The organism is Aeropyrum camini SY1 = JCM 12091 (assembly GCF_000591035.1).
GTDB classification, from domain to species: Archaea; Thermoproteota; Thermoprotei_A; order Sulfolobales; family Acidilobaceae; genus Aeropyrum; species Aeropyrum camini.
Genome location: NC_022521.1, coordinates 533,095 through 557,564 on the forward strand (window position 1 = coordinate 533,095; position 24,470 = coordinate 557,564).

At 53.7% G+C, this 24,470-nt stretch carries 22 protein-coding genes and 2 tRNA genes; 15 read left to right on the plus strand and 9 right to left on the minus strand.

Annotated elements, in window-relative coordinates:
• The first annotated feature begins 16 nt into the window (after positions 1-16).
• The 3 genes from ACAM_RS02945 (at position 17) to ACAM_RS02955 (ending at position 1,855) form a co-directional block, all read left to right on the plus strand.
• Positions 17-895, plus strand: coding sequence for a class I SAM-dependent methyltransferase (locus ACAM_RS02945; protein WP_148706370.1), 879 nt, complete (start codon positions 17-19; stop codon positions 893-895).
• The gene (locus tag ACAM_RS02950; protein WP_022541318.1) at positions 888-1,454 is read left to right on the plus strand and encodes a tRNA-wybutosine modification methyltransferase TYW3; all 567 of its coding nucleotides are present in this window, start codon (positions 888-890) and stop codon (positions 1,452-1,454) included. Before ACAM_RS02945 ends, ACAM_RS02950 begins: the two co-directional genes overlap by 8 nt.
• Positions 1,455-1,777: 323 nt before the next feature.
• Positions 1,778-1,855, plus strand: a tRNA-Val gene (locus ACAM_RS02955).
• Positions 1,856-1,866: 11 nt separating this feature from the next.
• Here the strand turns inward: ACAM_RS02955 and ACAM_RS02960 are convergent.
• From ACAM_RS02960 to mpgS, 4 genes are all read right to left on the minus strand, one after another.
• A complete protein-coding gene (locus tag ACAM_RS02960; RefSeq protein WP_022541319.1) occupies positions 1,867-3,624 on the minus strand; it encodes a DEAD/DEAH box helicase family protein in 1,758 nt (585 codons plus the stop codon).
• Between the two features lie 39 nt (positions 3,625-3,663).
• Positions 3,664-4,545, minus strand: coding sequence for a TIM barrel protein (locus ACAM_RS02965; protein WP_022541320.1), 882 nt, complete (start codon positions 4,543-4,545; stop codon positions 3,664-3,666).
• 65 nt (positions 4,546-4,610) lie between these two features.
• Positions 4,611-5,444, minus strand: coding sequence for an HAD-IIB family hydrolase (locus ACAM_RS02970; protein WP_022541321.1), 834 nt, complete (start codon positions 5,442-5,444; stop codon positions 4,611-4,613).
• Positions 5,445-5,474: 30 nt separating this feature from the next.
• Complete coding sequence (mpgS, locus tag ACAM_RS02975) at positions 5,475-6,638, minus strand: mannosyl-3-phosphoglycerate synthase (protein ID WP_232502321.1); 1,164 nt, start codon at positions 6,636-6,638, stop codon at positions 5,475-5,477.
• A 262-nt stretch (positions 6,639-6,900) separates the two neighbouring features.
• Between mpgS and ACAM_RS02980 the strand changes: the two genes are divergently transcribed.
• Positions 6,901-6,979 (plus strand) — tRNA-Arg (locus ACAM_RS02980).
• Between the two features lie 488 nt (positions 6,980-7,467).
• Here the strand turns inward: ACAM_RS02980 and ACAM_RS02985 are convergent.
• The 3 genes from ACAM_RS02985 to ACAM_RS02995 form a co-directional block, all read right to left on the minus strand.
• Positions 7,468-8,121 (minus strand): hypothetical protein, encoded by a 654-nt coding sequence (locus ACAM_RS02985; RefSeq protein ID WP_022541323.1) that lies wholly within the window; start codon positions 8,119-8,121, stop codon positions 7,468-7,470.
• 710 nt (positions 8,122-8,831) lie between these two features.
• Positions 8,832-9,341 carry a PIN domain-containing protein gene (locus tag ACAM_RS02990; RefSeq protein WP_022541325.1) on the minus strand — a complete coding sequence of 170 codons (510 nt, stop codon included), beginning with the start codon at positions 9,339-9,341 and terminating at the stop codon, positions 8,832-8,834.
• Positions 9,334-9,573: a UPF0175 family protein gene (locus ACAM_RS02995; RefSeq protein ID WP_010866051.1), complete on the minus strand. Its 240-nt coding sequence runs from the start codon at positions 9,571-9,573 to the stop codon at positions 9,334-9,336. Before ACAM_RS02995 ends, ACAM_RS02990 begins: the two co-directional genes overlap by 8 nt.
• 717 nt (positions 9,574-10,290) lie before the next feature.
• Between ACAM_RS02995 and ACAM_RS03000 the strand changes: the two genes are divergently transcribed.
• From ACAM_RS03000 to ACAM_RS03025, 6 genes are all read left to right on the plus strand, one after another.
• Positions 10,291-10,779, plus strand: a complete 489-nt coding sequence (locus tag ACAM_RS03000; protein WP_022541326.1) for a CopD family protein — start codon at positions 10,291-10,293, stop codon at positions 10,777-10,779.
• A 237-nt stretch (positions 10,780-11,016) separates the two neighbouring features.
• Positions 11,017-11,691, plus strand: coding sequence for an ABC transporter ATP-binding protein (locus ACAM_RS03005; RefSeq protein WP_022541327.1), 675 nt, complete (start codon positions 11,017-11,019; stop codon positions 11,689-11,691).
• A complete protein-coding gene (locus ACAM_RS03010) occupies positions 11,675-14,056 on the plus strand; it encodes an ABC transporter permease (RefSeq protein ID WP_022541328.1) in 2,382 nt (793 codons plus the stop codon). Before ACAM_RS03005 ends, ACAM_RS03010 begins: the two co-directional genes overlap by 17 nt.
• Before the next feature lie 174 nt (positions 14,057-14,230).
• Complete coding sequence (locus tag ACAM_RS03015) at positions 14,231-15,298, plus strand: AAA family ATPase (RefSeq protein ID WP_022541329.1); 1,068 nt, start codon at positions 14,231-14,233, stop codon at positions 15,296-15,298.
• 5 nt (positions 15,299-15,303) lie between these two features.
• A complete protein-coding gene (locus tag ACAM_RS03020; protein WP_022541330.1) occupies positions 15,304-15,534 on the plus strand; it encodes a hypothetical protein in 231 nt (76 codons plus the stop codon).
• The gene (locus ACAM_RS03025; RefSeq protein ID WP_022541331.1) at positions 15,498-16,601 is read left to right on the plus strand and encodes a vWA domain-containing protein; all 1,104 of its coding nucleotides are present in this window, start codon (positions 15,498-15,500) and stop codon (positions 16,599-16,601) included. The genes ACAM_RS03020 and ACAM_RS03025 overlap by 37 nt, the downstream gene beginning before the upstream one ends.
• Before the next feature lie 17 nt (positions 16,602-16,618).
• Here ACAM_RS03025 and ACAM_RS03030 read toward each other — a convergent pair whose 3' ends face one another.
• On the minus strand, positions 16,619-17,422 hold the full coding sequence (locus tag ACAM_RS03030) for an archaellin/type IV pilin N-terminal domain-containing protein (protein ID WP_338029095.1): 804 nt from the start codon (positions 17,420-17,422) through the stop codon (positions 16,619-16,621).
• A 119-nt stretch (positions 17,423-17,541) separates the two neighbouring features.
• Here ACAM_RS03030 and ACAM_RS03035 point away from each other — a divergent pair, with 119 nt between their 5' ends.
• Together ACAM_RS03035 and ACAM_RS03040 are read left to right on the plus strand one after the other, a co-directional pair.
• Positions 17,542-19,893, plus strand: a complete 2,352-nt coding sequence (locus ACAM_RS03035; protein WP_148706373.1) for a hypothetical protein — start codon at positions 17,542-17,544, stop codon at positions 19,891-19,893.
• 138 nt (positions 19,894-20,031) lie between these two features.
• The gene (locus ACAM_RS03040) at positions 20,032-20,400 is read left to right on the plus strand and encodes a GNAT family N-acetyltransferase (RefSeq protein ID WP_022541334.1); all 369 of its coding nucleotides are present in this window, start codon (positions 20,032-20,034) and stop codon (positions 20,398-20,400) included.
• Positions 20,401-20,468: 68 nt separating this feature from the next.
• Here ACAM_RS03040 and ACAM_RS03045 read toward each other — a convergent pair whose 3' ends face one another.
• Entirely contained in the window at positions 20,469-21,125 is a 657-nt protein-coding gene (locus tag ACAM_RS03045; RefSeq protein WP_022541335.1) for a hypothetical protein, read from the minus strand.
• Positions 21,126-21,361: 236 nt separating this feature from the next.
• On the opposite strand from ACAM_RS03045, the gene ACAM_RS03050 reads away from it, so the two are divergent.
• The 3 genes from ACAM_RS03050 to thsA all read left to right on the plus strand — a co-directional run bounded on the left by ACAM_RS03050 (position 21,362) and on the right by thsA (position 24,429).
• Positions 21,362-22,114, plus strand: a complete 753-nt coding sequence (locus tag ACAM_RS03050) for an alanyl-tRNA editing protein (protein ID WP_022541336.1) — start codon at positions 21,362-21,364, stop codon at positions 22,112-22,114.
• A 96-nt stretch (positions 22,115-22,210) separates the two neighbouring features.
• A complete protein-coding gene (locus tag ACAM_RS03055; protein WP_022541337.1) occupies positions 22,211-22,567 on the plus strand; it encodes a hypothetical protein in 357 nt (118 codons plus the stop codon).
• Between the two features lie 197 nt (positions 22,568-22,764).
• Positions 22,765-24,429, plus strand: a complete 1,665-nt coding sequence (gene thsA / locus ACAM_RS03060; protein ID WP_022541338.1) for a thermosome subunit alpha — start codon at positions 22,765-22,767, stop codon at positions 24,427-24,429.
• Positions 24,430-24,470: the final 41 nt, after the last annotated feature.

The window sequence follows — 24,470 nt, forward strand, 5'->3', positions numbered from 1 at the left end:
GTATTTACCTGGTATAATGGAAGGGGAAGCCTTGGCGCTGTTGAAACATATAGCAGAGGAGGTGCTAGGCAGGGACAAGGCTGTGCTGCTCTGGAAGAGGATAGACGTTATCGGCGATATAGCGGTTATCAAGAAGCCCATGCATGGTGAGGTGAGCATAGAGGATTTGAGGCTGGTAGCAGGGGAGCTTCTCAAGAGGCTACCGCATGTTAGGAGTGTGTGGCTCGCTCTAGGCCCCGTGGGTGGGGTGTACAAGGTCAGGCAGAATCTAGTGCATCTAGCGGGTGAGAGGAGGACCTCGACAGTTTACCGGGAACACGGTGCCGTATTCCTCGTGGATATATCGAAGGTTTTCATAACCCCCAGGCTTAGCTACGAGCACCTACGGGTAGCTAGGCTTGTGAAGCCTGGGGAAACCGTTGTCAACATGTTCGCCGGGGTAGGTATCTTCTCTATAATCATAGCGCTCAAATCCAGGCCTAGTAAGGTTTACAGCATTGATATCAACCCGGAAGCACACAGGTTAATGGTAGAGAATATCAGACTCAACAGAGTGGAGAGAGTTGTCGAGCCTCTGCTAGGCGATTCTGCGAGGGTGGTTAGCGAGAGTCTAAGGGGAGTCGCAGATAGGATTTTAATGCCCCTACCCGACCTAGCCCTAGATTACATAAAATATGCTTTAGAAGCCCTCGGGGGAAGAGGCTGGCTCCACGTCTACCTACATGTAGACTATGAAAAGGGGAAGGGACACTTAAGAAGGGCATGCGAGCTGGTGAAAAGCAGGGTAGAGGAGAGGGGGTGGAGGCTTATCAAGTCCAATGCCAGGGTAGTGAGGAGCGTAGGACCTAAGCTTCTCCAGGTCGTTGTCGACGCCGAGGTGGAGAGGTATGGGTAGCGTAGAAGAGGTTCTACTGGAGGAGAGGCTCATAGGCTACCTAGACCCGGGAGCGGAGGAGGTTTTAAAGAGGATAAACAGGCCTCCCAGAATAGCAACGACAAGCAGCTGCACAGGACGCATAACACTAGTCGATGGCGAGTCACACTGGCTCAGGGACGGTGCGAGGATAGCATACAAGACCCATAACTCCATATCGCGTGGGGAGGTTGAAAGGGTTCTAAAGAGGGGCTTCAAGAACTTGTGGCTTAAGGTGACGGGCCCCATACTACACCTTAGGGTTGAGGGGTGGGAGTGCGCGAAGTCCTTGCTTGAAGCCGCCAGGAAAAACGGGTTTAAGCATAGCGGGATCATAAGCATAGGCGAAGACCGAACGCTCGTGGTTGAGGTGATGAGCAGCCAGGGCATGTCTGTACCCATAGTACTGAAGGGGATAAGAATAGTTGAAGGTCCTTCCCTGGACATACTCTTGGAGAAGGCCAACAATATACTAGTTCAGTCTAGAATCGGGTTAGAAAGGTTTTCGAGAGAAGTCGAGCTACTTAGAGAGTGCTTTTAAAACTTTCCTTAATGATGCAAAACTATAAATCACAGATTTATACTTAAGATCGGAGAGCGGATCGTGAACGCAGGGAGACAGCTCAATGGCCCCCGAGCACCACTGCTCAGAAAAAGGCAAGAACAGTAAGAACGGGGAGAACGATTTTTATTTCGACTGTAGCATCTTCTAGCCACCTCTAGCCACCCATAGCACAGGCAACTCTAACCTCGCCAGCGGGAACGGTTCCACTGCATTAATAGATTAATCAACCCACGGGCTCAAAAACTCTAAAACCTATAAGACCCCGCCCTGTTAAGATTTGATACCACTGGAGGCTCTTTGGGCCCGTCGTCTAGCCTGGTTAGGACGCCGCCCTTACACGGCGGAGGTCCGGGGTTCAAATCCCCGCGGGCCCACCACTCTGGCTGTTTTATTTGATTTCGGGCAAAGGCTGTTGGACTATTTTGTCCGCCGAGAACGCGTTATCGACTATAAGCTTTGCTAGATCGGGATTGTCAATTATATAGCTGTACCTGAGGTTTACAAGCCTCTCTAACCCTTCCCTGTAAACCCTTACTGAGACAATCAGCTGGTCTAGCGATTTATGTCTCCGAATAGCCTCCAAAAGCCTGTTAAACACTCGTTCGTATCCCCCTCTTATTGTTCTTGGGTTTTTTCCGGCTTTCAACACGACTGTTGCCTCCAGGCTAGTGTTCGGGGTTAGGTAGTCCTTGTGTACCCTGTAGAAGGCTTGTATGTCCGATCTAGGCCCGTAGACTTTTCCGAAGGGCGTGTATATGTATACTGCGTAGCCGTGTCGAACCAGCCATTTGAGGGAGTCTTCTACCCTCTTTAGAGGAAGATCGACTGCCCTCGCTACCAAGTCTGGGGGGAGTGGGGTGTCCTCTATAACCTCTAGAATCCTCCTGTGCCTGCTCATCTCCATTAGATACCTGACTACGTCGGGGCTGATACCCATTCTAACGCCGTGCCGCTCTGCTAGGACTATGCCGTCGATTAAGCTGTCAATGTCGACAGTGTCTGGTGTTGCTATAAACACTGCGGTCTTTATACGACGCCTAGGACCAGCTCTCAGCAGCCTGCCCAGACGCTGTATAAAGCGTAGGGGGCTGGCTGTGTTACTCCATACAATAAGGAGGTCCACCTCTGGGAGATCTATACCCTCCTCTCCAGCGCTGGTCGCTACTATAAGTCTCGTTTCCTCCCTCCTGGCTTTTGCGAGGACGGCGGCTGGATCTACATGCCTCCTTCCAAGCATGAGAACGGGATTATACTCCCGCGTCTCGGCCGCTATTATTCTGGCTATAGCTATCCTGTCTACGAAGACGACAGCCTTGGAGAAGCCTTCGTGATCACTGAGAACACGTCTCAAGGCAGGGAGCTTGTGTGCAGGCCTCACATACCTGCTGAATATCAGGGGCAACAGGTTTTCCAGCGCCATACGCATCCTATCACTTCTAGAGACAGTCTCCCTCAAAGCCTCTGCACCGTCCCTCACGAACCATCGAATCGCATTGCCGACAATTACCTTCTTCAAACCCGTGCTCTCGCTCCAAATCCTCTCCAAACTCGTGTACAGCCTAGACTCGTGGGCGTTCAAGGGGGCTTCGTAGACTTCCCCAGCCCACTCCGGTATGAACTTCCTTATCCTCGGGTCCTCCCAGCTCCAGCATCTTGCCTCTCCAATATACTCCTCGAGCATTCTCCTCCTGGAGGGGGGTATGAACGCAGTGAGCCCTAGCCTCCAGAAGGGCTTGTACCTCTTCGCAACCTCGACATAGGGGTCTTGACCTGTTGTGTGGTGGCACTCATCGACTACTATAGCATCGGGCTCTCCGAACTCTCTGAAACCCTCAGAGACCACTATCTCCGGTGTGGCAACGACAACCCTCTTCCTCCACCTAGCCCTCCTAACACCCCTACTAATGCTCCCATGCACGGCGGCAGCATCTATCCCAAAGCTTCGGAGCACCCTCGATGTCTGCTCGACTAAGAACCTGGTGGGCTCTAAGACGAGGACCCGCCTGGCCCTACCCTTGGAGAGAAGTGTTTTTATCCACAGGGCAGCAATAACCGTCTTTCCTGTGCCTGTGGGCATGCATACTATAGCCCTACCCTTTCTTAGGGCCCATTTTGCTGCCTCAACCTGGTACTCGCGGGGCTTCAACCCTGGTCTCTCCAGCTAAACCCAAGCTGCTGGGTTTATTCATAGGTGTTTCACGGCCTCGGCCATGATTGCGGCGTAGAGGGACAGTGTGTCGTGGTACTTGGTGGAGGGGGGTCCTGTGTATATTACGTGCATCCTCAGAGGAAGGTTCTTGTGTCTAACCTCCTTCACCATAAACTTCGCCAGAGCTCGGGCAAGAGGCTCTAGACTCGGATATCCCTTGCCGAGGGGAACCCTCTTCTTTAGGATCCTCGAGCCCAGAGCGAAGCCTATGACTTGGCTGAATCTAAGCGAGAGGTACTTGCTGGAGAGGCTGAGGGTCTTGGCTAGCACATGGCTCCAGAACTCCTCGCTAGTCTCGGCGTTGGCCCTCTCAAAATATCCGGTCTCGTAGACCTTCTTCTCATACATCCAAACGTTCTCCAGCTGGACAGAGACTATAAGCCTCTCCTCGCCGATCTCCTCCCTCATGGCCCTTATCTCGTCCCAGTCGCCAAGCATCCTGGGGGTGTACGGCACCTCAACGCTTATCACCATATTCTCGTCGGCCTCGGAGGCAAGCTTCTTGAGGAAGTCGATAGCATATTCAAGATCCCTCTCGTCCATAAATGCCCTCCAGCCTAGGTGGAGGTTGAATATCTCGGCGCCAGCTATCTTTGCCATTCTAGCGGCAGACAAGAGGCCTTTCCAGCTCCTCTCCATGACCTCCTTGTCCGTGGATACTACGTTGTAATACGGTGCGTGGGCGGTCACTGTTGTGAAGGCTGGCCTCGCCATCTCCCTGTAGCTGGCGAAGTACTCCTCGCTCCTACCCTTCTTGGCAAAGTCGTAGGGCGGTATTTCGGTTAGCTTCATACCGAGCGTGGCGGCTATTTTGAGCTTGCTAAGGCCGTTATAGGTGCCCCAGTCGAAGAGTATCACGGCATTGAGCACCCATTCTTTTATTTAGGAATTAGATGGTGTTATAGTTAAGTTTCTCGCTATGGCTAGAGCGAGGGTGTTTTGTAGAGTGTCTTCAACGTTTCTACAAGCCTTCTCCAAGCCCTAGGAGGCTTGTCGGGTATAACCAGGTAGATGGGCCTGGCAAGCCTGCTCCAATCCCTGTTATAGTCCACTCTAAACGAGGGATCTCCCCTCTCGATAATTGGTATGTCATGGCTGCTGTCCCCGGCGGTCACTACCCTCCGGGAACACGGCCTCAGCAGGGGCTCTTGGAGTGCGGCGTCTACAGCCCTCCCCTTACCCCTGTGAGCCGCTATCTGCACCGTCCTCGGCGCCCTGTGAACATAGGTTAGCTCCCTATGTTGAAGGGCTTTGCTGAAAATAGCATCCAGACACTCCTGGCTTCCGCTCCAGATAACCTCCAGGTACTCCCGCCGTGCCGCCAGGACAGCCCTCCCCAGGGGCAAGCCGGTTATCAGCCGGGCCTCCCAAGCGTTGGCCCTCGACAGTCTCACCGTCCTGCAGGTCCTGGCTAGGGAGTCGAGTATTGCGTCTATACTGGTGAGCGGCCTGCCCAACTCTGTATACTCGAGGCCTACGTCTCTGTTAAACCCCGTGGGCCTGCTGAGGCTTCCCGGAGGACCATAGAATGCTCCGCCAGACTCGACTAGGGCCAGCCTCTCACCGCGAGGAACGCCTATAGAGTCCCAGAGCTCTATTATCTCGTATATACTTTTAGATGTGACAGGGACAATCCTATAGCCCAGCTCCAGCGCCTCAAGATAAGCATCCCCAGCCTCCCCCGCCTCCCCTCTAGGATCTACTAAAGTGTTATCAAGATCCGTGAAGATAACGCCTGAGCAGGGCCTCGCCTTCAAGCCTAGCCCCACTCTATGATAGTGGAAGGGCTAGACGGCGAAGTAGTAGCTGTCGTTACTCTCCGCTATGAAGGAGGCGAAGACCTTCCTCGGATCTGTCCCTGCAGGTTTATATACAGAGGGTTTCGGAGGCTCCTCCCTGAGTCCCAGGCTCTTAAGCTGGGCGAGTATCCTGCTTCTCACTTCCTCGCCTGCAAGTGTGGAGTGGAATATGGTCCCGAGGCTTACAGCCGTCATCTCAGCAATGTGCTCATCACCCCTCTCGGCATGTATATGGGGATTCAGGGGGGAGACCTGCCTGACCTCGATATAGTCCGGCGCTATAGGGCATTTGCCTTGCCGCAGGCCCAGGTAGCAGTTCTCCAGCATCCAGACCAGCTGGTACGTCTCCACCGCGAAGCCGCTCCCCCAATCCATCTCCATACCCAGCTTCACGGTGAGAGCCTGCTCGCCGGAGTTGCCCGTCTTGACGATATCAGTCTCTATCCTCTTGTGGATGGAGAGAGTGTAGTTGAGAACGCTGTTAGTTATAGTAGAAACCCTACCCCTCTTCCTCAGGTACATGTCGCTGGCGGCCAGCTTCCCCTTGTAGGGCCAGACTATCCTTACCATGGAATAGCTGCTTGTGGCTCTTGAGAGGGAGGAGTAGTATATCCACGAATATTCTAGGGCCGAGCCGGGGACGTAGTTGTCGCTGTCCACATAGCCAACGAAATCGGCGCCGAGCGCCGCAGCGACTATAAATCCTAGGAGCATGCCCTCCCCCTTTCCCTTCCTGACCCTACCGCTGGCGCCGATCATACTCTCGAGGGGGGTGCCGGAGAGGGCCTCGCCCCAAGCCGGGTCGAACTGGTAGACTATCGCTATATCCCGGTGCAGGCTCCTGCTTATCAGGCGGGCTAGCTCCACCTCATTGGAAAACCTGTCCACAGGCTCTCGGGTCGAGGCGGAGACGACAACCACCGGCGACTCTGTTGGTATGGAGCGGAGCACGTTCTCAAGGGTGAGAAGATCCTCATCCTTCACAGGCACCACTATAACGGTCTTAGCAGCAGCGTCCTCAAGCTCGCCCCTATCAACATAGACAAGGTTAGACGGCTTAGACTTGGGCCGCCCGTCAAGTGATAACACACGGCTGACGTCGTATATCCTCACTGCACCGAACACTTCAAACTTCGCTGGGAGGCTCAGCATCAACCCCCGAAACCACCCCACAGGCTAACTAGACCCCCGGGAGACCGCTCACGCTGGCGCCTAGGAGATAAAGGCTTCCCGGGGCTAGGGCTACGGAGCCAGCTAATCCCCTATCTAAATGGGTGTCCTGAGGGTTCTTAAAGAAAATTGAGGCTGCCGAGGCTTTTTATCGGTAGGCATAAGACCCGGGGCCCCGCTTTGAGGAAAGACAGAATATAGCCTGCACAACCCTATAATCCCCAGGGATAGAACTGGTAGCAGTGGGCCCGTAGCTCAGCCAGGACCAGAGCGCCGGCCTGCGGAGCCGGAGGTCCCGGGTTCAAATCCCGGCGGGCCCGCCACAAAATCATCCACTAAATCATTAATCTGTGTTGACAGGAAGAGTCTTAAGCTAACATTCTATTGCTCTATTGATTTCTTTATCTTGTGGTATATGCATTCGCCTCCGCAGCATGAAACCGTTAGCTCTGCAACCTCTTCTAGATCCATGGCTTTGAGGGCATCTAAAACTATACTGATAAGCCATTTCCTATACCCTATACAATGCGTATTCTTCTGAGAGTTCGGGTTTTATGCCGAGGATCTCTTCTGGGGTCTTGTGCCAGAAGGGTTCTATCCCGGATTCTTTTTCTGCCTCTAGTATCGCCTCCTCTAAAAGTTGTATGTATTTTCCTATCTTGTGGTGCTTCTTTCTTTCTTCTCCAAGCTTATCTATAACCCTTAGTCCGATAGGAATCTAGAAATCTTTTCCATTTTTTCCATTGAGGGTCTTCCTTGTTTGCTTCGTTTATCATGGCTGTTAGCTCTGAGAGGGTTATGTAGGGGTTTCTCATTTGGTCTGCGTAGGCTCGGAGGTATTTGTCCTGGTATTTTTCTTGAGGGGAGGATTTGGGCTATTTCTTTGGAGTATTTCCAGCTTGCCTTTAGGATGTACTGGCATATCTTGTCCCTGTCTTTTACGCCATGTTTTAGGGCTTCGTTTAGAAGGATGGCTGTGAGCATCCACGGTGGTTTCATCGTGTTGTCTGGCCTGAATAGTTAGTGGTATTCTTTTATGTTTTGCATGAGTTTTTATGTGAGGGTCGTCTATTTCCTTTTCTCTTTGTAGGAGCTCTTGGTAGGCCCTGTCGTACTCCGCCAATAGCTGCTTGTATGCCTCGTCTATTGTCGTGTCTACTATGTATATGTACCGGTCTATCTGCTCCTTTGTGAGTTGGGGCGGTGCGGTTTCCTGTAGGTGCTGCTTCTTCTTCCTTATGTTTCTGAGGAGGAGCCTGATGAGGATGCTGGCTCCGAGGCCTATCATCTCCCTGCTCACGGCCTTTATCGCCCTATTGTTATGTTTTGGATTGTGAGGGTGTCTGTTGTGTGGGTTTTTGAGGGACGCTATCCTGTAGCTTGCCAGTGGCTGTCTTTCGAGTAGCGCTTCCCCCATGATCTGTGGTTCTATGGGTTTCTCTTCTTTTCCGGGCGTTTCCTCCATTTCTCGGAGTATCTTCGTATCTTCTCTATTCTTTCTTCTTCCTTCCTTTTCTCGGGTATGAACAAGGAGTCTGCGGTCGTCCCCACCGGATAATATCTAAACGTGAGGTACCATATCGGATGATATGGTTCGTATCCTGAGTGCTCTCTACCCTTTTCTATGGCTTGTACGAGCACGTATAGGTTGAATGTGTGGTTTATGTAGCTTACGTCTTCCGGAACCCTTCTACTTATAATTTTCATCAGGATATAGGCTGTATAGGTCGTGCTCGCTTATTCCTTCGAACTCTCTTGCGAGCCTCTTCGTGAGCTTGTAGGTTTGGGCAAATGTGTATGCGGTGAATTCGAAGGGCTCTCTGCGCTTCCCTCTTCTTATTGCGTCTGCTATTATTATTGTTGGTATCTTGTATACGTTTTGAAGCGTGTTCTTTCTGCGTATTCCCCCTGTTTCTGTTAGTATTGCCTCTACCGTTTTCCTTAAAAAGGGGTCTTTTACCTCTGGTAGTTTTGCCTTGAGGTATTCTACTGCGTTTGCGTAGTCCTTTCTATGTCCCTCTGCATCTCGTATAGTCTCTCGAGCTTCTTCTTGAGAGGGAGATACTTAAACTTCTCCCCCTCTCTTCCTCCTTTTTCTTGTCCCGCCTCGTAATATACCAGAATATATCCCAGGCCAATCTAACCTTAACCTCCTACAGTTTCTGTAATTAAATCTTACTTTAACTTCTTTAAGGCCTCATTTATGATATTATCCGATATTCTGAACCCGTGTTCTTTAAGTTCTCTTAGCGCTTGAATTAGCTTGTCCTTATCTATAAGTCCTTTATTATAGGCTAGTCGTAAGAGGCCTATAGTTCCAATGACCTTTAGGTTCATGGATTTTGCCTTGGATCTTGCGATTCTATCGTCTAGGGCTATCATACAGCCATGCTCAACTGCCACTGCTATTGCCTCTGACTCACCTATACCTAGAGGGTCGTGAAGTGCCTCCACCAATGCCCTATCCTGTGGAGCCAAAACCTTTACTTTACCTTGATTTATAAGGATTTCTAGCTCCTTTGAGCCAGGCCTACCACGGCCTTTAGCGACGACCTCCCCGTAAACTGCATGAGGCACAATTATCTCAATGTTAAGAACCGATATTATATCAGTCATATTTAACTTTGCAAGCGCTATTATAACGCTGGAATTCATTACTAGGCAGCGGCTCGGCAGGCTACTCAATCCCCAGCTCCTCACGAAGCTCCTCATCACTATAAGGATAAGCTTGTATCCTCCTCCTACGAAGCTCTACTAGGAAGTCATATAGACTCATTCCAGCCAACTCAGCCGCGCGTTCCACACTAACAATGCCACGGAGAAACAGGTCGACAGCATAAGCTAGTTTAACCTCCCTCTCAATATCACCAACATAATGGGAGGGCACCTTAACCTTAACCACTACCTCACGAGACAACCTCTCTCCCTGCCTTAATTACAATACTCAGCAACTCTTATGTTCTTACAGCATGGGATAACCTGTCCCACACGTTATCCTGGGTGATATGAATGAATAGTTTAGAGAACGTCCCAAGTTATCATCAAAGCTTGGGACATTTGTATTTAAGTGCTGGCCTGCGGAGCCGGGGGGTCCCGGGTTCAAATCCCGGCCCAGGCCCACAAACTCCTGGATTATCTAATGGGTATGACAAGGAATGGAGCGTCTGTCGCTAAAGGGGGAAGAGACATATTGTTGTGTTGTCGATGGTGTTAGGGATGCAAGACTGATAATAATAGTGATAATAATTAATGATATTGAGACTGGACACCGGACATACTATCAGAACTCCCTTTTAGTTTAGTTAGCCTAATCCTAATTCATGGAAAATTGTGTTTATGACTGGGGTTATATGAGGTACATAATTTGTATGCCGTTGCGTATTTCCTGGAAAATAAAATATTTACTGTATATATCCTAGAATAAACTGTATAAGTTACACGTAATTAATAGATTCTTGCTGAGGTTATAACGTTGATCGTAAAAGAGATATTTTACATTAGATATTTCAATATTTCAATTATTTTACGATTTCAATTATTTTACGCAGTCTGGTCTTGTTCTCTAGGGTTAAAAACGGTCTAATATTGAGGTCTAGCAGGTAAGTTCATGGTTTATGGCAGGAGATGAGCTATAATGGCTGACTTAGCTAACATAATTTTGGGATGGTTACACATTCTTGCTGTTGTTATATGGATAGGAGGCTCTATAGTTCTGGACGTGATTCTGAGGCCAGGCTCTATTAGGAGTATGGGGCTGACGCAGGAGCAGGCTGCAAGGCTGGGGCAAGCCATTTCCAGAAGGTTTAGCCCCATGGTGTGGATATCCGTGGGCATAATTGCTGTTACGGGGGTTCTGAGGGCCGCTAGGATTGGTGTTCTAAGCTTTGAGGGCCTCACAAGCTCGACATACGGCCTTATACTCTCGGTGAAGCTCGTGCTTTTCCTTTTAATGATGATAGTGGGAGTCATGATAGGTAGGACCGGGCTCAGGTTAGCGAGATTGGATGAGCCCGAGGAGTCTCTTAAGGCCCAGACCAGGATAAGGAAGCTATCGGAGATAAACATAGTGCTGGGAATAGCTGTTGTACTATTGGCTGTTATCCTCAGGTACGGCGGGTTATAGGCTAGCGCGCGCGGCGGCTATCTTGTTAGAACTTGTTGATAGTTGCCGCGTGTTATTTAATTGTTGTTAATGACCTTGACCTGTGTGTTTGCCAGCATGTTCTTCTTTCCTAGGCGGCGGGGGAGTAGACTTAGGCTTTGGTTGCCGCCCTATTCCGTAGCCCGGCCCCCAGATTATACACGCATTTATAGGGTATATAGGTATTTAGCCTCGTTTATAGGCGGGGGAGGTCTGGGTTTGGGTGTTGCCGTGGATGATGTCTGGAAATCTTATAGGCTAGGACGCGTGAGCACCCCTATTTTAAAGGGAGTCTCGTTCTCGGTCTCCGAGGGGGAGTTCGTCGGCATTCTCGGGCCGTCGGGAAGTGGGAAGAGCACTCTAGTGATGTTGCTGGCTGGTATAGACACCCCCGATAGGGGCAGGATTGTGGTGGACGGGGTGGAGGTGTCCTCCCTCCCCCCTGGCGCCAGGTCCTCGTGGAGGCGGAGTAACGTGGGCATTGTGTTCCAGTTCTTCCACCTCATACCCACGTTAACAGCTTTGGAGAACGTGCTTCTCGGTATGGAGATAGCTGGGGTTAGGAGAGATAGGGATAGGGCAATGGATCTCTTGAAGTTTGTGGGTCTCGAGGATAAGGCAGATAGGTTTCCAGCGGAGCTTAGTGGGGGTGAACAGCAGAGGGTTGCGATAGCCCGGGCTCTAGCTCATAATCCCAAGCTGTTGCTGGCGGACGAGCCGACGGCGAACCTCGACTACGAGAATAAGATTAGGGTGGTGAGGCTCCTCCGCATGGCGACAAAGAGAGGTGCCACCGTGATATTCGCCACACACGATCCCCACCTCGTGGAGGAGGCCGATAGGATAGTGGAGATTAGGGACGGCCGGGTGACAGGTGTTGAGGCTAGCGTTTAAGGCTGGGTTAAGGCAGGGCTTCAGGGGGAGGCTGGAGACTCTAACTCTGGTGGCAGTTATACTGTTGGCCGTGGGCCTCTACGGCGTTTTCATAGTCTCTGCGGACAACATGAGCAGGCACGTGTACCTCCAGATGAGGGATAGGATAGGAGATGTAATGGTGGCCGGCGTCTTCACTGAGGAGCACAGGGATGTAGCGGCTGGTATTGACGGTGTTGAGAGCGTGGATCTCGCTAAAGTCATACCGTTAGCCGTGATAGAAACCGTGGAAGGAGAGCAGTATACCGTCGCCGTCGCCGACATCCAGTATTTTAACAGGCTGGCGGTAAAAGATGTGGAGGGTAGGATGCCAGAATCGCCTGGCGAAGCCGTACTATACTGGGCACTCGGGGGTATGGGGAGGGCTGGGCTAGAAGACCTTATGGGTGAGGAGCTGTTGCTCAGGCTATACAGCATCGAGGGTAAACCCCTCGAGTTGAGAGTTAGAATTGTCGGTATTGCCAGGGGTTTCGAGTGGATAGGGGGGAGGCAGACCGCTCTGATAGTCGGCGAGCGTGACATAGACAATGCTGTTAACGGGTTCTATACAATGATGGCCGTCAAAGTCCCAAACCCGGAGGCGGTGGATCTAGACGAGCTGGCCGACGAGATCAGGCAAAGGCTAGAGGCTTCGGGAGCCATCGTTTCGTTCACCTGGGTTAACAAGCCGGAGGAAAACCCTGTGAAAGCTTTGCTGGAGGGGGCTATGAGCGTGTTTACAACGCCTGCGTCGCTGCTCTTCCTGCTTATCCCCCTGCTCCCGGCCGCCGCGGGCTCGGCTATGATAGTTAGGGATTCTAGGATGATAGCCGTTATGAGGGCCATGGGGGCTGGGCTGCCCGAGATTGCCTCCTACTATGCCGCTCCATGGCTGTTTAGGGGTTTCCTCGGTCTAGCACTCGGCCTGTCCTTCGTCTACGCCGCCTCAGCGCCACTATATACACGTCTCTTCGTGGGCGACTCTGAGATAGCCACGGTTTTGTACAATGCCTATGGTTTCGAAGTGGAGCCTAGCCTCCTAGCGAAGCTAGCCCTTGTAGGCGCCGGCGGCGTTGTAGCTGGTGCCCTAGCCCCGCTGCTGCTGGCGCTCAGGGTTGACGTCGTGCGGGCTATACAGTCCTCCTCACTACCCCTCCTGATAACCCCTCCCAAGATACACGTGCCGGGCCCCCTAGTAATCGTAGAAGCCTTCAGAGACATACTATCTAGGCCTTTCAAGCTGGCCGCACTGGCACTAGCCCTGGGGATACTAGCGGGGATACCTGTGGCGACCTCAGCCCTCTCCAACTCGCTTGACGATGTGAAAAACCTCTACTCCAACGTTATGCCCCCCGATGTTTTTGTAGAGGTTCAGTCTCTCGCCCTAGGAACCCCACCACAGCCTGCAGCCCAGGTTTTATCAGGCATACTCAGGGGGCTAGAGGGCGTTAAGGCCTACACTGTATTCGACTCGGCAAGCTATGTTAACGCACTCGGCATCAAAGAGTTCACGCAGCTGGTAGCTGTTGTCGATGGAGACCCCGGTGTCGCCTTCCCCCTAGCGGAGGGGCGGTATCCAGAGAAGCCTGGTGAGGCTGTTGTATCAGAGGCTCTATCAGGCCTGCTGGATGTGGGGGTGGGTGATAGAATAGCCCTCAAGCTGGAAGGAGGTGAGGTGGAGCTTGTGGTAGTGGGGGTTTCGAAGGCCAGGCTCAACAACGGATTCTACCTGGTTGTAGCATCCGGCTATTTTGGGGAGGCCACGGGCAGGGAGCCGGGGGTGCATTCCGCAACAGCCCATATAGACCTGTCTGACGGTGTCGATCCTGAAGACTTCCTGGCAAGGGTTGAAGAAGAGGTCTCCTCAAAAGGCTTCCTAACTGTCGTGTTCAAGGCGTCGAGGGCTGATATTGTGAATGCCATTGATAGTGTCTCTATACTGTACAAGGCCATAATGAGCGGCATTGGGCTCCTTGCGGCGGCGGGTGTGGCCATAACGATAGGATCCATATTTGCAGTAGACGCGTCGTCGAGGGCTAGGGAGATCGCGGGGCTCCTAGCCATGGGAGCCAGGTTTAGAAGGATAGCAGCATCAACAACAATCCAAACACTACTATCAATAATAGCGTCTCTCCCACTAGCATACGCCTCGGGCTACACCATAGCCAGGGTTATATCTGAGAGGGCAGCCCTGGCGGTGGGGTATCTACCCCCACGCATAGAGGCTGGGGACATCTTGACAGCCGGAACCATAGTGCTACCACTTCTTGTAGGGGCGGTATCTGCTCTAGCCTCATTAATACTGTTCCTCCGCAGGCTGAGGATTATAGAGCTGCTTAGAGAATAGGTACCACACGTTACTGAAGGGGAGCCCTGGGTGGTTGTTGTATTGTGAATGGATGCATTTGGAGACGCCGCCCACTCTACCTCCGGCGATAGGCGAGGACCGGTGCAGCCGCCTTTTCTATTTACCTCTCACACACTGTATCTAGACTAGGGGTAGTGGGGTTTTAGTACAGCTATGGACGCTGTAAGCCCCAGCGAGGCTCGGGTGATTCTACAGAGGTATGGGGCTGATAGAGTACTGCTCATAGGCCCTCCGGGTGTTGGTAAGAGCACTGTTGTTAGGGAGTATGCCGAGGAGACCGCCTCGAGGGAGGGGCTTGAGTTCGTCGACCTCTCCGAAGTGCAGAGCCTTGAGGACCTCGAGGCAGGGAGGTTTTACGCCTTCCTCCATATATATGCCCCCCTTGTTAGGGCTGAGGACCTCGCTTTCATAGCCCGTAGGGGAGAGGGCTACGACTGGGCTCTACCTTCAAAACTAGCCTACCTGACAAGGCCTGGGGTGAGAGGCCTTGTTTTCATAGACGAGATAACCAACGTCTCCCTGCCGGAGGTGCAGACCATACTCTTCAGCACGGTTCTGGACAAGAGGATAGCCTACTATAAGCTGTCAAGCGGTGTCGAGGTAGCGGCCGCAGGCAACTCGCCACGCGACAGCCCCGTGGCACAATGGCCTCCACCCCCGTTGCTAGACAGGTTCAGACTCCTACTGAGGGTTAAGCCCCCAGACCCGGGGGAGTGGGTCTCCTGGATGAACTCCGTTGGAAGGCCGTGGGATAGAAGGGTCGCGGCTGTGCTCAAAGCCAGGCCAAACCTAATCTACCGGCCGCCCGAGGATGAGGAGGACAAGTTCCCCACCCCCCGGTCCTGGAGCCAGCTGGCGTGGGAGCTCGCCAAAACGGATGCCCACGGCGACGAGGCGTTCAGGATAGCTGCTATGACGGTGGGACGCCGGGCTGCTGAGGAGGCTAGGCAGTTCCTGCAGCCAGACCCCCGGTCTCTGGACATCTCAATGTTCTCCAGGCTTGGCGAGAGGGAGAGGCTCACCCTGCTGGCCGTCGAGGCGGGAAGGCTGGCTTCGTCAGGCATGGAGGAGGTGTGCAGGGCTCTGGAGAGGATAGGCTCCTACGGAGCACACTATGCAGTGTGGCTGCTCATGCTGTCGGGTGTGGATACAGTGGAGGTGGCCAGCTCCTGCAGATATGTGGAGGGCCTGCTCAGCAAGCTCTCAAACTACCTGGGGTGAGAGTTTTGTACGCTGAGGCACTCTGCCTGGGGAGGCTGAGGATAGCCTACTTCAAAGGCCCTCTAGCAGTGGTTCTAGTGGGCTCTCTAACGCTGCCCCTACCCTCCCTTCTCTGCCGCCCCCGAAGGAGGGTTGTCCGTAGAGGCTACAGCCTGAGGTTCCACAGGATTCTAGAGCTGGCGTTGAGGGCGAGGGAGTCTTGGAGGGCTGTGGTGAGAGAATATCGTGGGCGATAGCCGCCGCCCTGCTAGCCGCCCCCGAAGCTATGCTGCACGTCGAGATTGAGGGCTGCGGCGATGCAACCTATGTAAGACCCCGCCGTCTCACCCTAGCCCGATCTCTCGCCGCCGTTAAGCCCAGCTACATGCTATCTCATCTTGTATCGTCGGCGGCCAGGGCCTGGGCCCTGGGAGATATACAGGGCCTACCCGGCCCTCTGGAGCTTAAGCTGGCCGCGATGGAAGCCTGGAGCTATGCCGTGGCAAGGCGTGCAGGCGTTAGGCCCGATATGGGAATTATTGGGAGAACGCTACTATTACTAATACTACTAGGCAATAACCCGCACAACCCGGCCGAGGCTTTCAACCTTCTCGATAGGCTTAGACATGAGGCCACGCCAAGAGGGGCCGCTGTAAAGCTTCTGATGTGGCTGCTGGGGAGGACGGAGAGGAGGATAGCTGCTGTCCAGGAGGGAGAGGCAGAGGCTAAGGGCTACGTGGGAGACTCCAGCCGGAAGAGGGTTAACGCAGCCCGCATACACAGGGCTTTAACCCAGGCGGCAGCGAGGAGGTCGCTCTCCAGGGGGTGGCAGCGTCCTCCTAAGAGGCTGGCGTTGCTGGGAGACGATGTCATACTGCCGGGCGGGTCATGGGGGCCTGTGGGCAAGCACGTGGTACTCCTAGACGTCAGCGCCAGCATGGAGGGAAAGCTGGGTATAGCTGTGGAGGCTGCGGCACACGCCCTCAGCTACCCGGCTAGAACACGCGTCCTAGCCCTTTTCGACACCGACGTGCGGAAAGAGATTGTTAACCCTCCGCCGGGTGCTTTGAAACATGGCGAGGACCTCGCGCCAGCCGGGGGGACGGGTCTGTCGAAGCCCCTCTCACGCTACACACCATGCAAGGCAGACCTGGTGACCGTGATAAGCGACTGGGGGGTGGTGGAGGACGATCTCAGGGAGAGTATGGCGTTGATGCGTAAGCACACTGCTTGTGGCGGCGGCCTCGTTCTGGTAGGCGTATCACCGCACACAAAGGCGCCTAGGGGCCGGTGGATAGCCCTAGACCTTGCGATACGGGGATGAGGCGGTGCGCCAGGCAGCTACCCGATTTCTGGGGGTAGCTTGAAGGCCGTCGCTAGGTAGTAGTTGCCCTCGAACTCCGCCAGCACAACTAGGTGTATAAAGGGTGGAGGGGGCAGTATCTCGCCTGTTTGGTCCCAGTCGTCTACAGCCACTACTATCAGAAGCGTTGTAATCGCCTTAGGGTCGAGCTGGATTTCGAGTGCTGGTATCTGCTTTTGGAGGTTTACTGAGGCGTAGGACAAAGCCAGCTCGCTCAGGCTGGGGGGCCCCATAGACATTAGTATGGAGGAAGGGTTTATCGCTATTGCCTGGAGCCCCGCGGTGAGGCTGGGGTTGCCCCTCCAGTCCTGGCAGGGTGGTATCGAGTCTAGGTATATTGTTGATCCGCCTGACCCTATAACGTCTAGCAGGCCGTCGCCGTTACTATCTTCAATCGAGAAATAGTACGTGTTAACACCGTCGCCCGGCGTATCCTGATCCACAGGTACCAGCGATATATCACCTGTGGGGACGTAGAGGCCGTTAGACTGCTGTCTGAGGGGGAGTACGGTGACCGTGTATTTTCTCGTAGTGTCGGAGAGGTTCATTATGTCTATGTAGTAGCAAACTATGGTGGGCGACGCCGAGTCGTCGTAAGCCCAGCCTATTATGTCGGTGTCTATGGAGCTGGCCGTGTCGGAGACTATATTTATCAGCAGCCTCTCCCTCTGTATCTGGCCAGCCTGGGCCTGGAAGAAGGAGTAGACGCCCAGAGCCAGAGCAATGGTGACGGCCACCAGTATCACCACGGTTATGGGGTTAGCCTGTCCTCTCCTAGCCACCGTCAATATCGTCACACCAGCAAGCCAAAACCCATAATAGTGTTTTAAACCCACAATATATTAATGCGGATGCAGCGGCTATACCATAGCCCGCCTTTGTCGTGATAATGGTGCGTAGGTTGTCGTCTAGGAAGTACAGGAGGGCTAGGAGGGGGCAGGCCGAGGTTATAGGAGGCCTGATAATAATAACCATACTCCTAGTCTTCCTCCTCCCCCTAGCCCTACAAACGGTAAGCGACGTGGTCAGGATAGGGTCTGAAGCAAAACAGGCGGAGACCAGGGTTGACATAAGGCTGAAGGAGGAGCTCACCATAAGGGGTACTACACAAGAGGAGATGGGCGACCTGTGGCCCTCCGTATGGATAGAGAACACGGGGACAGTTCCAGTGACACTCCGCTACCTCTATCTAATAGACAAGACAACGGGGGAGCCGGTGGCAGTGCTAGACATGTCTAATGCAAGGAGCGGCAGCAACAGCTTGATAGCAAAAGTAATACTAAATCCCGACGAGAACCTAACGGGGATAGAGCCTCCACCGGGGGAGTATATAACACTATCGCCCGGCGACAGACTCCTGATAGTATTCAACTCGGCACACCCCCTCATGGAAGACCCGACAAAACTGAGGGTGAGAGTTCTATCGGCGGAAGGAGTACTACACCCCCGGGGGTCGGGTGCCCAGGGCCAGGGCGACTTGGTTCCACCCACCAGTGAAACTCAGGAATTTCAGCCTTGGAAAGGCGCGCTAAGCCCCTACGCGGGGTTTAAATTGCTAGGTGGGAACGAAATAGTTAGCAACGGAGAGTTAACAGCTTATCAACCACGCATAGAAATCACTAGTCCTATCGAGGTTTCCTACTACCAAACGTTCATATATGACGATCCTGACCACCCCGGCATGTACAGGATTTATCTGAGGCCTGCAGAGTCTTTTCTAATAGAGACTAATTATGGCGATTGCTATATATCTAGCGGTAGTGATGTAAACTTTCTAGGGTTTATGGGTACCTACCATTTCAACACTTACTCCACTTTCTGGGGGGAAGTATCCACGGTCTACATCTACGGCTATGCTGCTGATATAGTAGTGAACAATAGTTCTTGCTTCGGGGAGAAAGGCATAAAATCCATTGATCCAGGAGGTAGCTGGGAGATCTCCGACTTCGACGCCAACAATGTTGAGGAGCTTGTATTCTACTCCTACAAGAACGGACCCAACTACACGCCGCAGAACGTCGACGCCGATAAAGACGGTAGTTCGAGGGAAGACACCCTCATGTGGAGCTACATAATCTCGAGAGACATCTCAGGCCAGGACTTCATAACGGTTACCCTGAAAATCAACTATTACTGGACTATGATCCATTCTGGTAGCGGGGTAGAGCCTACCAGGGCTTTAAGGCTGTTTGCAGTGGCTACTTGGGAGTATGATGAGGCGACTGGTACCTGGCATCTAAGGCATTTCAGAGATGTGACGTATGTTAACGAGAAACCTAGGCAGTTCAAGTTTACAACGGTGTTCCCCCTTGATAGGAGTAAAACGTATCGTGTCGGTATACTGTTCTACGACCATTATAGGGAGCTTGAGGATGCTGACGGTAACACTGCGTGGATAGACTTCACATACGGGCTGGAGTACATTATTGTCGAGTATGGTAAATACAACCCGCTGTTCAGCACAACACCACCAATTTACATAGTGGCTATACCTGACCCCGCGAAGATCAACAATATAGGTGAGACCGAGTATGCGGCTGAAAACGGTTTAACTTTGGATGATGCAAAGGTTAAAGCGCAGAGCGAGCTGCTAGGGTTGATTAAGGCGGAGCTAGAGTTCGCCGGCCTGGTAGACTACACTGTTATAGATACTGTTAACAAGCTGTGCGACCTCCTGTTCACACTACCCCCCCAAGACCCTGCGGCTACCCAGCCCCGGGATGCTATAGTGTTCTGGCTCCAGGGGGACGTTTCGATAAGTGATGTGAGCGGTGGGTGCGCTGACGATCAGTTCCTGCTTGACAGCGTCACGGATAACAACTGGATATTCGTTCAGGTGTCTGGAGAGCCCTTGTGGGGTAACCTAGCCTTCTTCGACGGCACAGGATTTAACATGAACTACTACAACACACCCGATATAGCCGAGATTACAGATTGGGGGAAGTCTGCAAGGGCCAGGTTTAAGGCTTTCAATATAACCTTCGAGGCGGAGTTCCCCTACCTCATAGAGGTGTATAAGGACAGCTGTATAGTGCCGCAGGGGACGTTCTACGAGAACAACAACTACTCGTTCCCCCGGTATGGGACTCTAGCCTTCTGGGCCGGGTGCCAGCAAAACACTGGGGTATTCATAGTTAACCCTGCGGACATAGACTGGGCCCTGGACGGTGGGGGGCTGAAGCCGGTTAGCGTAGCCGAGGTGACCGTCTACTCTGCGCTTCAAACCTACATGGATGTAATGCCGGGATGGTAAGGCTGTTGGAAGAACTTAGGAGGAAATATGCTGTTTCCAACCTACTATTTCCCGCCACCTGCGGGGGCCTATACGCGGCGTTTTTGAGTATTCAAAACGGCGCAAGCCTTAATGAATTATATTATGGGGTGGGTGTTCGTGAGCACGGGAGGAAGCCTGGAGGTGAGGGTTACAGGTAGGGTTATCTACGTGCCTTTCGAGGACGGGTCTAAAGCGTTTCTCCGCTACAAGATAGAGGACGGCAAGATCTACCTTATAGAAACCTACACCCCGCCGCAGCATAGGGGTAAGGGTGTTGCCAGGAGGATGGTTGAGAAGGCTATTGAGATTGCTAGGGAGAGGAGGCTCGAGGTTGTGCCGCTCTGTAGCTACGCTGTCTACTACTTCCTTAAGAACAGGGAGGCGAGGAAGCTTCTAGCGGAGCCCTACAGGTCTATGAGCGACGAGGACCTCAAGAGGTATTATGAGGAGAGGCTGGCTGCTGAGAGGGCTAAGAACGCTGGTTAGAAGGGCGTAGGAGAATATTTGTTTAGAGTCGTGTCTAAAATAGCTGTTCCGGCTTAAATACATATAATCTAGCCTAACCGGGTTTTGCCCTGTAGTATTCTCCTCAGCCTCTCCTTCTCCCTCGAGCCTAGTGTGAGGGGTATTGCGAGGGGTGACCTGGGCTCGCTAAGGGCGGCGAGGGTTCCATCGTCGTAGTATATGATGGAGGACCTCAGGACCTCCTCCACAAGCTCCCTGGGGGCCCTGCTGGCCCAGCTCTCGAGGAGGCTCTCGAACCCTATGGACCTCTTGAACTCCTCCTCGCTAGAGGTCCTCCGGCACACCAGGCACCATAGATCGGGTGTTAGAGCTTTGAAGCCGCACTTAGGGCATCTAGCCCTCGTGGGCGAGCCGTAGGCCTCCCAGAGCATCCTCAGCTCCTCAACGAGGTCCTCCGCCCCCAGGCGCTCCGCCGCCTCGTATAGGGCTGGGGCCGCCTTCCCCGCTATCTCGGGCGCGTTCTGCACTATAAACTCTAGCCTCTCCCTGTCCAGCCTCTCCACGCTCTCCACTAGCCTTGAGGCCAAGGCTTTCAGGAACAGGTGCTTCTGCCCAACTATCTTTCTGGCTATACCCTCCGCCGTGGGTCTCGAGAGGGTTTGGACAGCCTCGGAGACTATGGGCTCCAGCACATCTCTAACCTCATCACCGCTCAGACCCAAATAGTCTAGACCCAGGTTGCTCATGACGAGGTGCTCAACACCCCTATAGAGGCTCTCCAGCTGCTCCCGGGAGAGCCCCCTCCTCCTAGCCCTCGAGGACCTCCCTCTCCCGCCTCCACTAGACCCCCTTGTCTTCCTCCTAGGCAGAGCCGGGGCACCCCAGTTATGCTAATAGTCTGGCCTGTGGTTTAATCTGGCCGTGCGAAAACGTTAAGTCGAACACACCCCCGATATTGGGGTGTGGAGGGTGTGGGTCCTCGGTGAAGACGGTTCTGCTTTACCAGGTGGATAGTTATTTGAGGGAGTTTGAGGCCAGGGTTGAGCGTGTAGAGGGCGTGAGGGTTGTTTTGGATAGGACAGCCTTCCACCCCGGCCCTCACGGCGGCCTCGACACCGACACAGGCTACCTGCTGCACGGGGATAGTAGATACAGGGTTGTGAGGGCGGCAGTCGAGGGTGACGTGGTTGCTCATTATCTAGACCGGGATCCGGCGGGCCTCGAGCCCGGTAGTATGGTGAGGGGGGTTATAGACTGGGAGAGGAGGTATAGGATGATGAGGCTCCACACGTTCAGCCACATACTAGCGGCGGTGCTCTACGAGAAGCACGGTGTCCTTGTCACCGGGGGACACATTACACCAGACTATGGGAAGGACGACTTCAGCATAGAGGCTGGGGGGTGGAGGGAGGTTATAGAGGAGGCTTTCCGCGAGGCCAACGAGATCGCGTCGAGATGTATAGAGGTCAAGGTTTACTGGCTCCCAAGGGAGGAGGCCCTAAAGATACCGGGCATAGTGAAGCTCGCCAACAAGCTGCCCCCGGAAGTGGAGACACTCAGGGTCGTCGAGATACCCGGGGTTGATGTGCAGGCCGACGGAGGACCTCACGTGAGAAACACTTGCGAGATAGGGAGGGTGGTAATAACCAAGCTAGAGAGCAAGGGGAAGAGGAGGAAAAGGGTGTACTACACCCTCGAGGAGGCGCTCAAACCCAGTCCAGAGCCCCTGGGCTAAGGGTATTCAGGGTGTCTGCCCCGTAAGCCCAGGGTGGATAAGCTTAATAAGGATGTCCCACATTAAACACACCATAAAGGGTGAGGGGCGGCTCTCATGGCAGGGCTCGGGAGGCGGTGGCTCCTCTATAGCGAGGCCAAGAGGGTTCTAGAGGACATAGGGGAGCTGAGGCTTCACAGCCCCAAAACAATATATACGGGGGACATGGAGAAGGCGCTGGAGGAGGGCAGCGAGGTCTTCAAGCTAATCGAGAAGGGCGGCGAGAGGGGCTGGTATGCTGTCCGGAGGCCATACTCCGGCGTCAACGTGGAGTTCTACCTGCTGAGCAGGATGTCTGCAGCCCTAAGGCTTAGGATGCTCGAGCTCAACAAGCTATACGTATCGGGCCTCGACTACTTCCACAGACGCCTCGACTCCGCGGTCTCCAGGGCATACGCGCTCGTCGAGGAATAGCGCCCCCCGCCCTCGGACAACTCCCCGGGATCCTAGGCTTGTAAGGTGTTTTGGCTCGGGCTAGTTTCGGCCTCTTAGACACCAGGATATCTTGTATTTAAGCTTTTCTTCTCTTCTTCTCAAGTAAACATTTATATAGAAGGGAAGTAACGATAGGTACCTGGAACTTATGGTGTCTTGGGTAACGGGTGGTTGAGATGGCTGCGACAGGATATCCTGTGCTAATACTCAAGGAGGGCACCCAGAGGACCTACGGTAGGGAGGCTCTCAGGGCTAACATACTCGCCGCCAGGGTCCTAGCTGAGATGCTTAAAAGCAGCCTAGGCCCCAGGGGCCTAGACAAGATGCTGGTGGACGCTTTCGGCGACATAACCGTGACCAACGACGGCGCCACTATAGTGAAGGAGATGGAGATACAGCACCCGGCCGCCAAGCTGCTGGTGGAGGTTGCTAAGGCGCAGGACGCCGAGGTAGGCGACGGCACCACAAGCGTGGTAGTCCTGGCTGGCGCCCTCCTTGAGAAGGCTGAGAAGCTTCTCGACGAGAACCTGCACCCCACGATAATCATAGAGGGCTACACGAAAGCCATGGAGGAGGCCTTGAGGCTTGTGGACGAGGCAGCGGTTCCCGTCGAGGTTGAGGATGACAGCGTCCTCAGGAGGATAGCTGAGACGACTCTGGCCAGCAAGTTTGTGGGCAGCGGCCCCGAGAGGGATAAGATTATCAGCATGGTTATCGACGCTATAAGGACTGTGGCTGAGAAGAGGCCCGACGGAGGCTACGACATAGACCTGGACTACGTCAAGATTGAGAAGAAGAAGGGCGGTAGCCTGCTAGACAGCAAGCTAGTCAGGGGTATAGTGCTCGACAAGGAGGTTGTCCACCCCGCCATGCCTAAGAGGGTAGAGAACGCCAAGATACTGGTCCTAGACGCCCCGCTCGAGGTCCAGAAGCCCGAGCTAACGACCAAGATAAGGGTGACCGACATAGAGAAGCTTGAGAGCTTCCTAGAGGAGGAGACTAGGATGCTGAGGGATATGGTTGAGAAGATCGCCGCTACCGGTGCTAACGTCGTGATCACCCAGAAGGGCATCGACGAGGTGGCCCAGCACTTCCTGGCGAAGAAGGGTATACTGGCTGTGAGGAGGGTGAAGAGGAGCGACATAGAGAAGGTGGCTAAGGCCACAGGCGCCAAGATTGTGACGAGCCTGAGGGACATGAAGCCCGAGTACCTCGGCTACGCCGAGCTGGTTGAGGAGAGGAAGGTCGGAGAGGATAAGATGGTGTTCATAGAGGGCGCCAAGAACCCGAAGAGCGTCACCATACTGCTGAGAGGCGCTAACGACATGCTGCTCGACGAGGCCGAGAGGAACATAAAGGACGCGCTCCACGGCCTGAGGAACATACTGAGGGAGCCCAAGATAGTGGGCGGCGGGGGCGCCGTGGAGGTCGAGCTAGCCCTCAAGCTCAAAGAGTTCGCCAGGAGCGTCGGCGGCAAGCAGCAGCTAGCCATTGAAGCCTACGCCGAGGCCCTAGAGACGATACCCACAGTGCTGGCAGAGAGCGCCGGCATGGACGCCCTAGAGACCCTCCTCAAGCTGAGGAGCCTCCACAGCCAGGGCTACAAGTTCGCCGGAGTCAACGTGCTGGAGGGCAAGATAGAGGAGGACATGACCAAGATAAACGTCTACGAGCCTGTGCTAGTCAAGAAGCAGGTGATAAAGAGCGCCAGCGAGGCAGCCATAAGCATACTGAAGATCGACGACGTCATAGCCGCAGCCCCGCCGAAGAAGAAGGAGAAGAAGGGTAAGGCCGGCGAGGAGGAAGAGGAGGAGGGCGGCGGCAGCAAATTCGAGTTCTAAACCCCGTTTAACTAGCGTTTTTGGCCCTCCCTCCAAATACT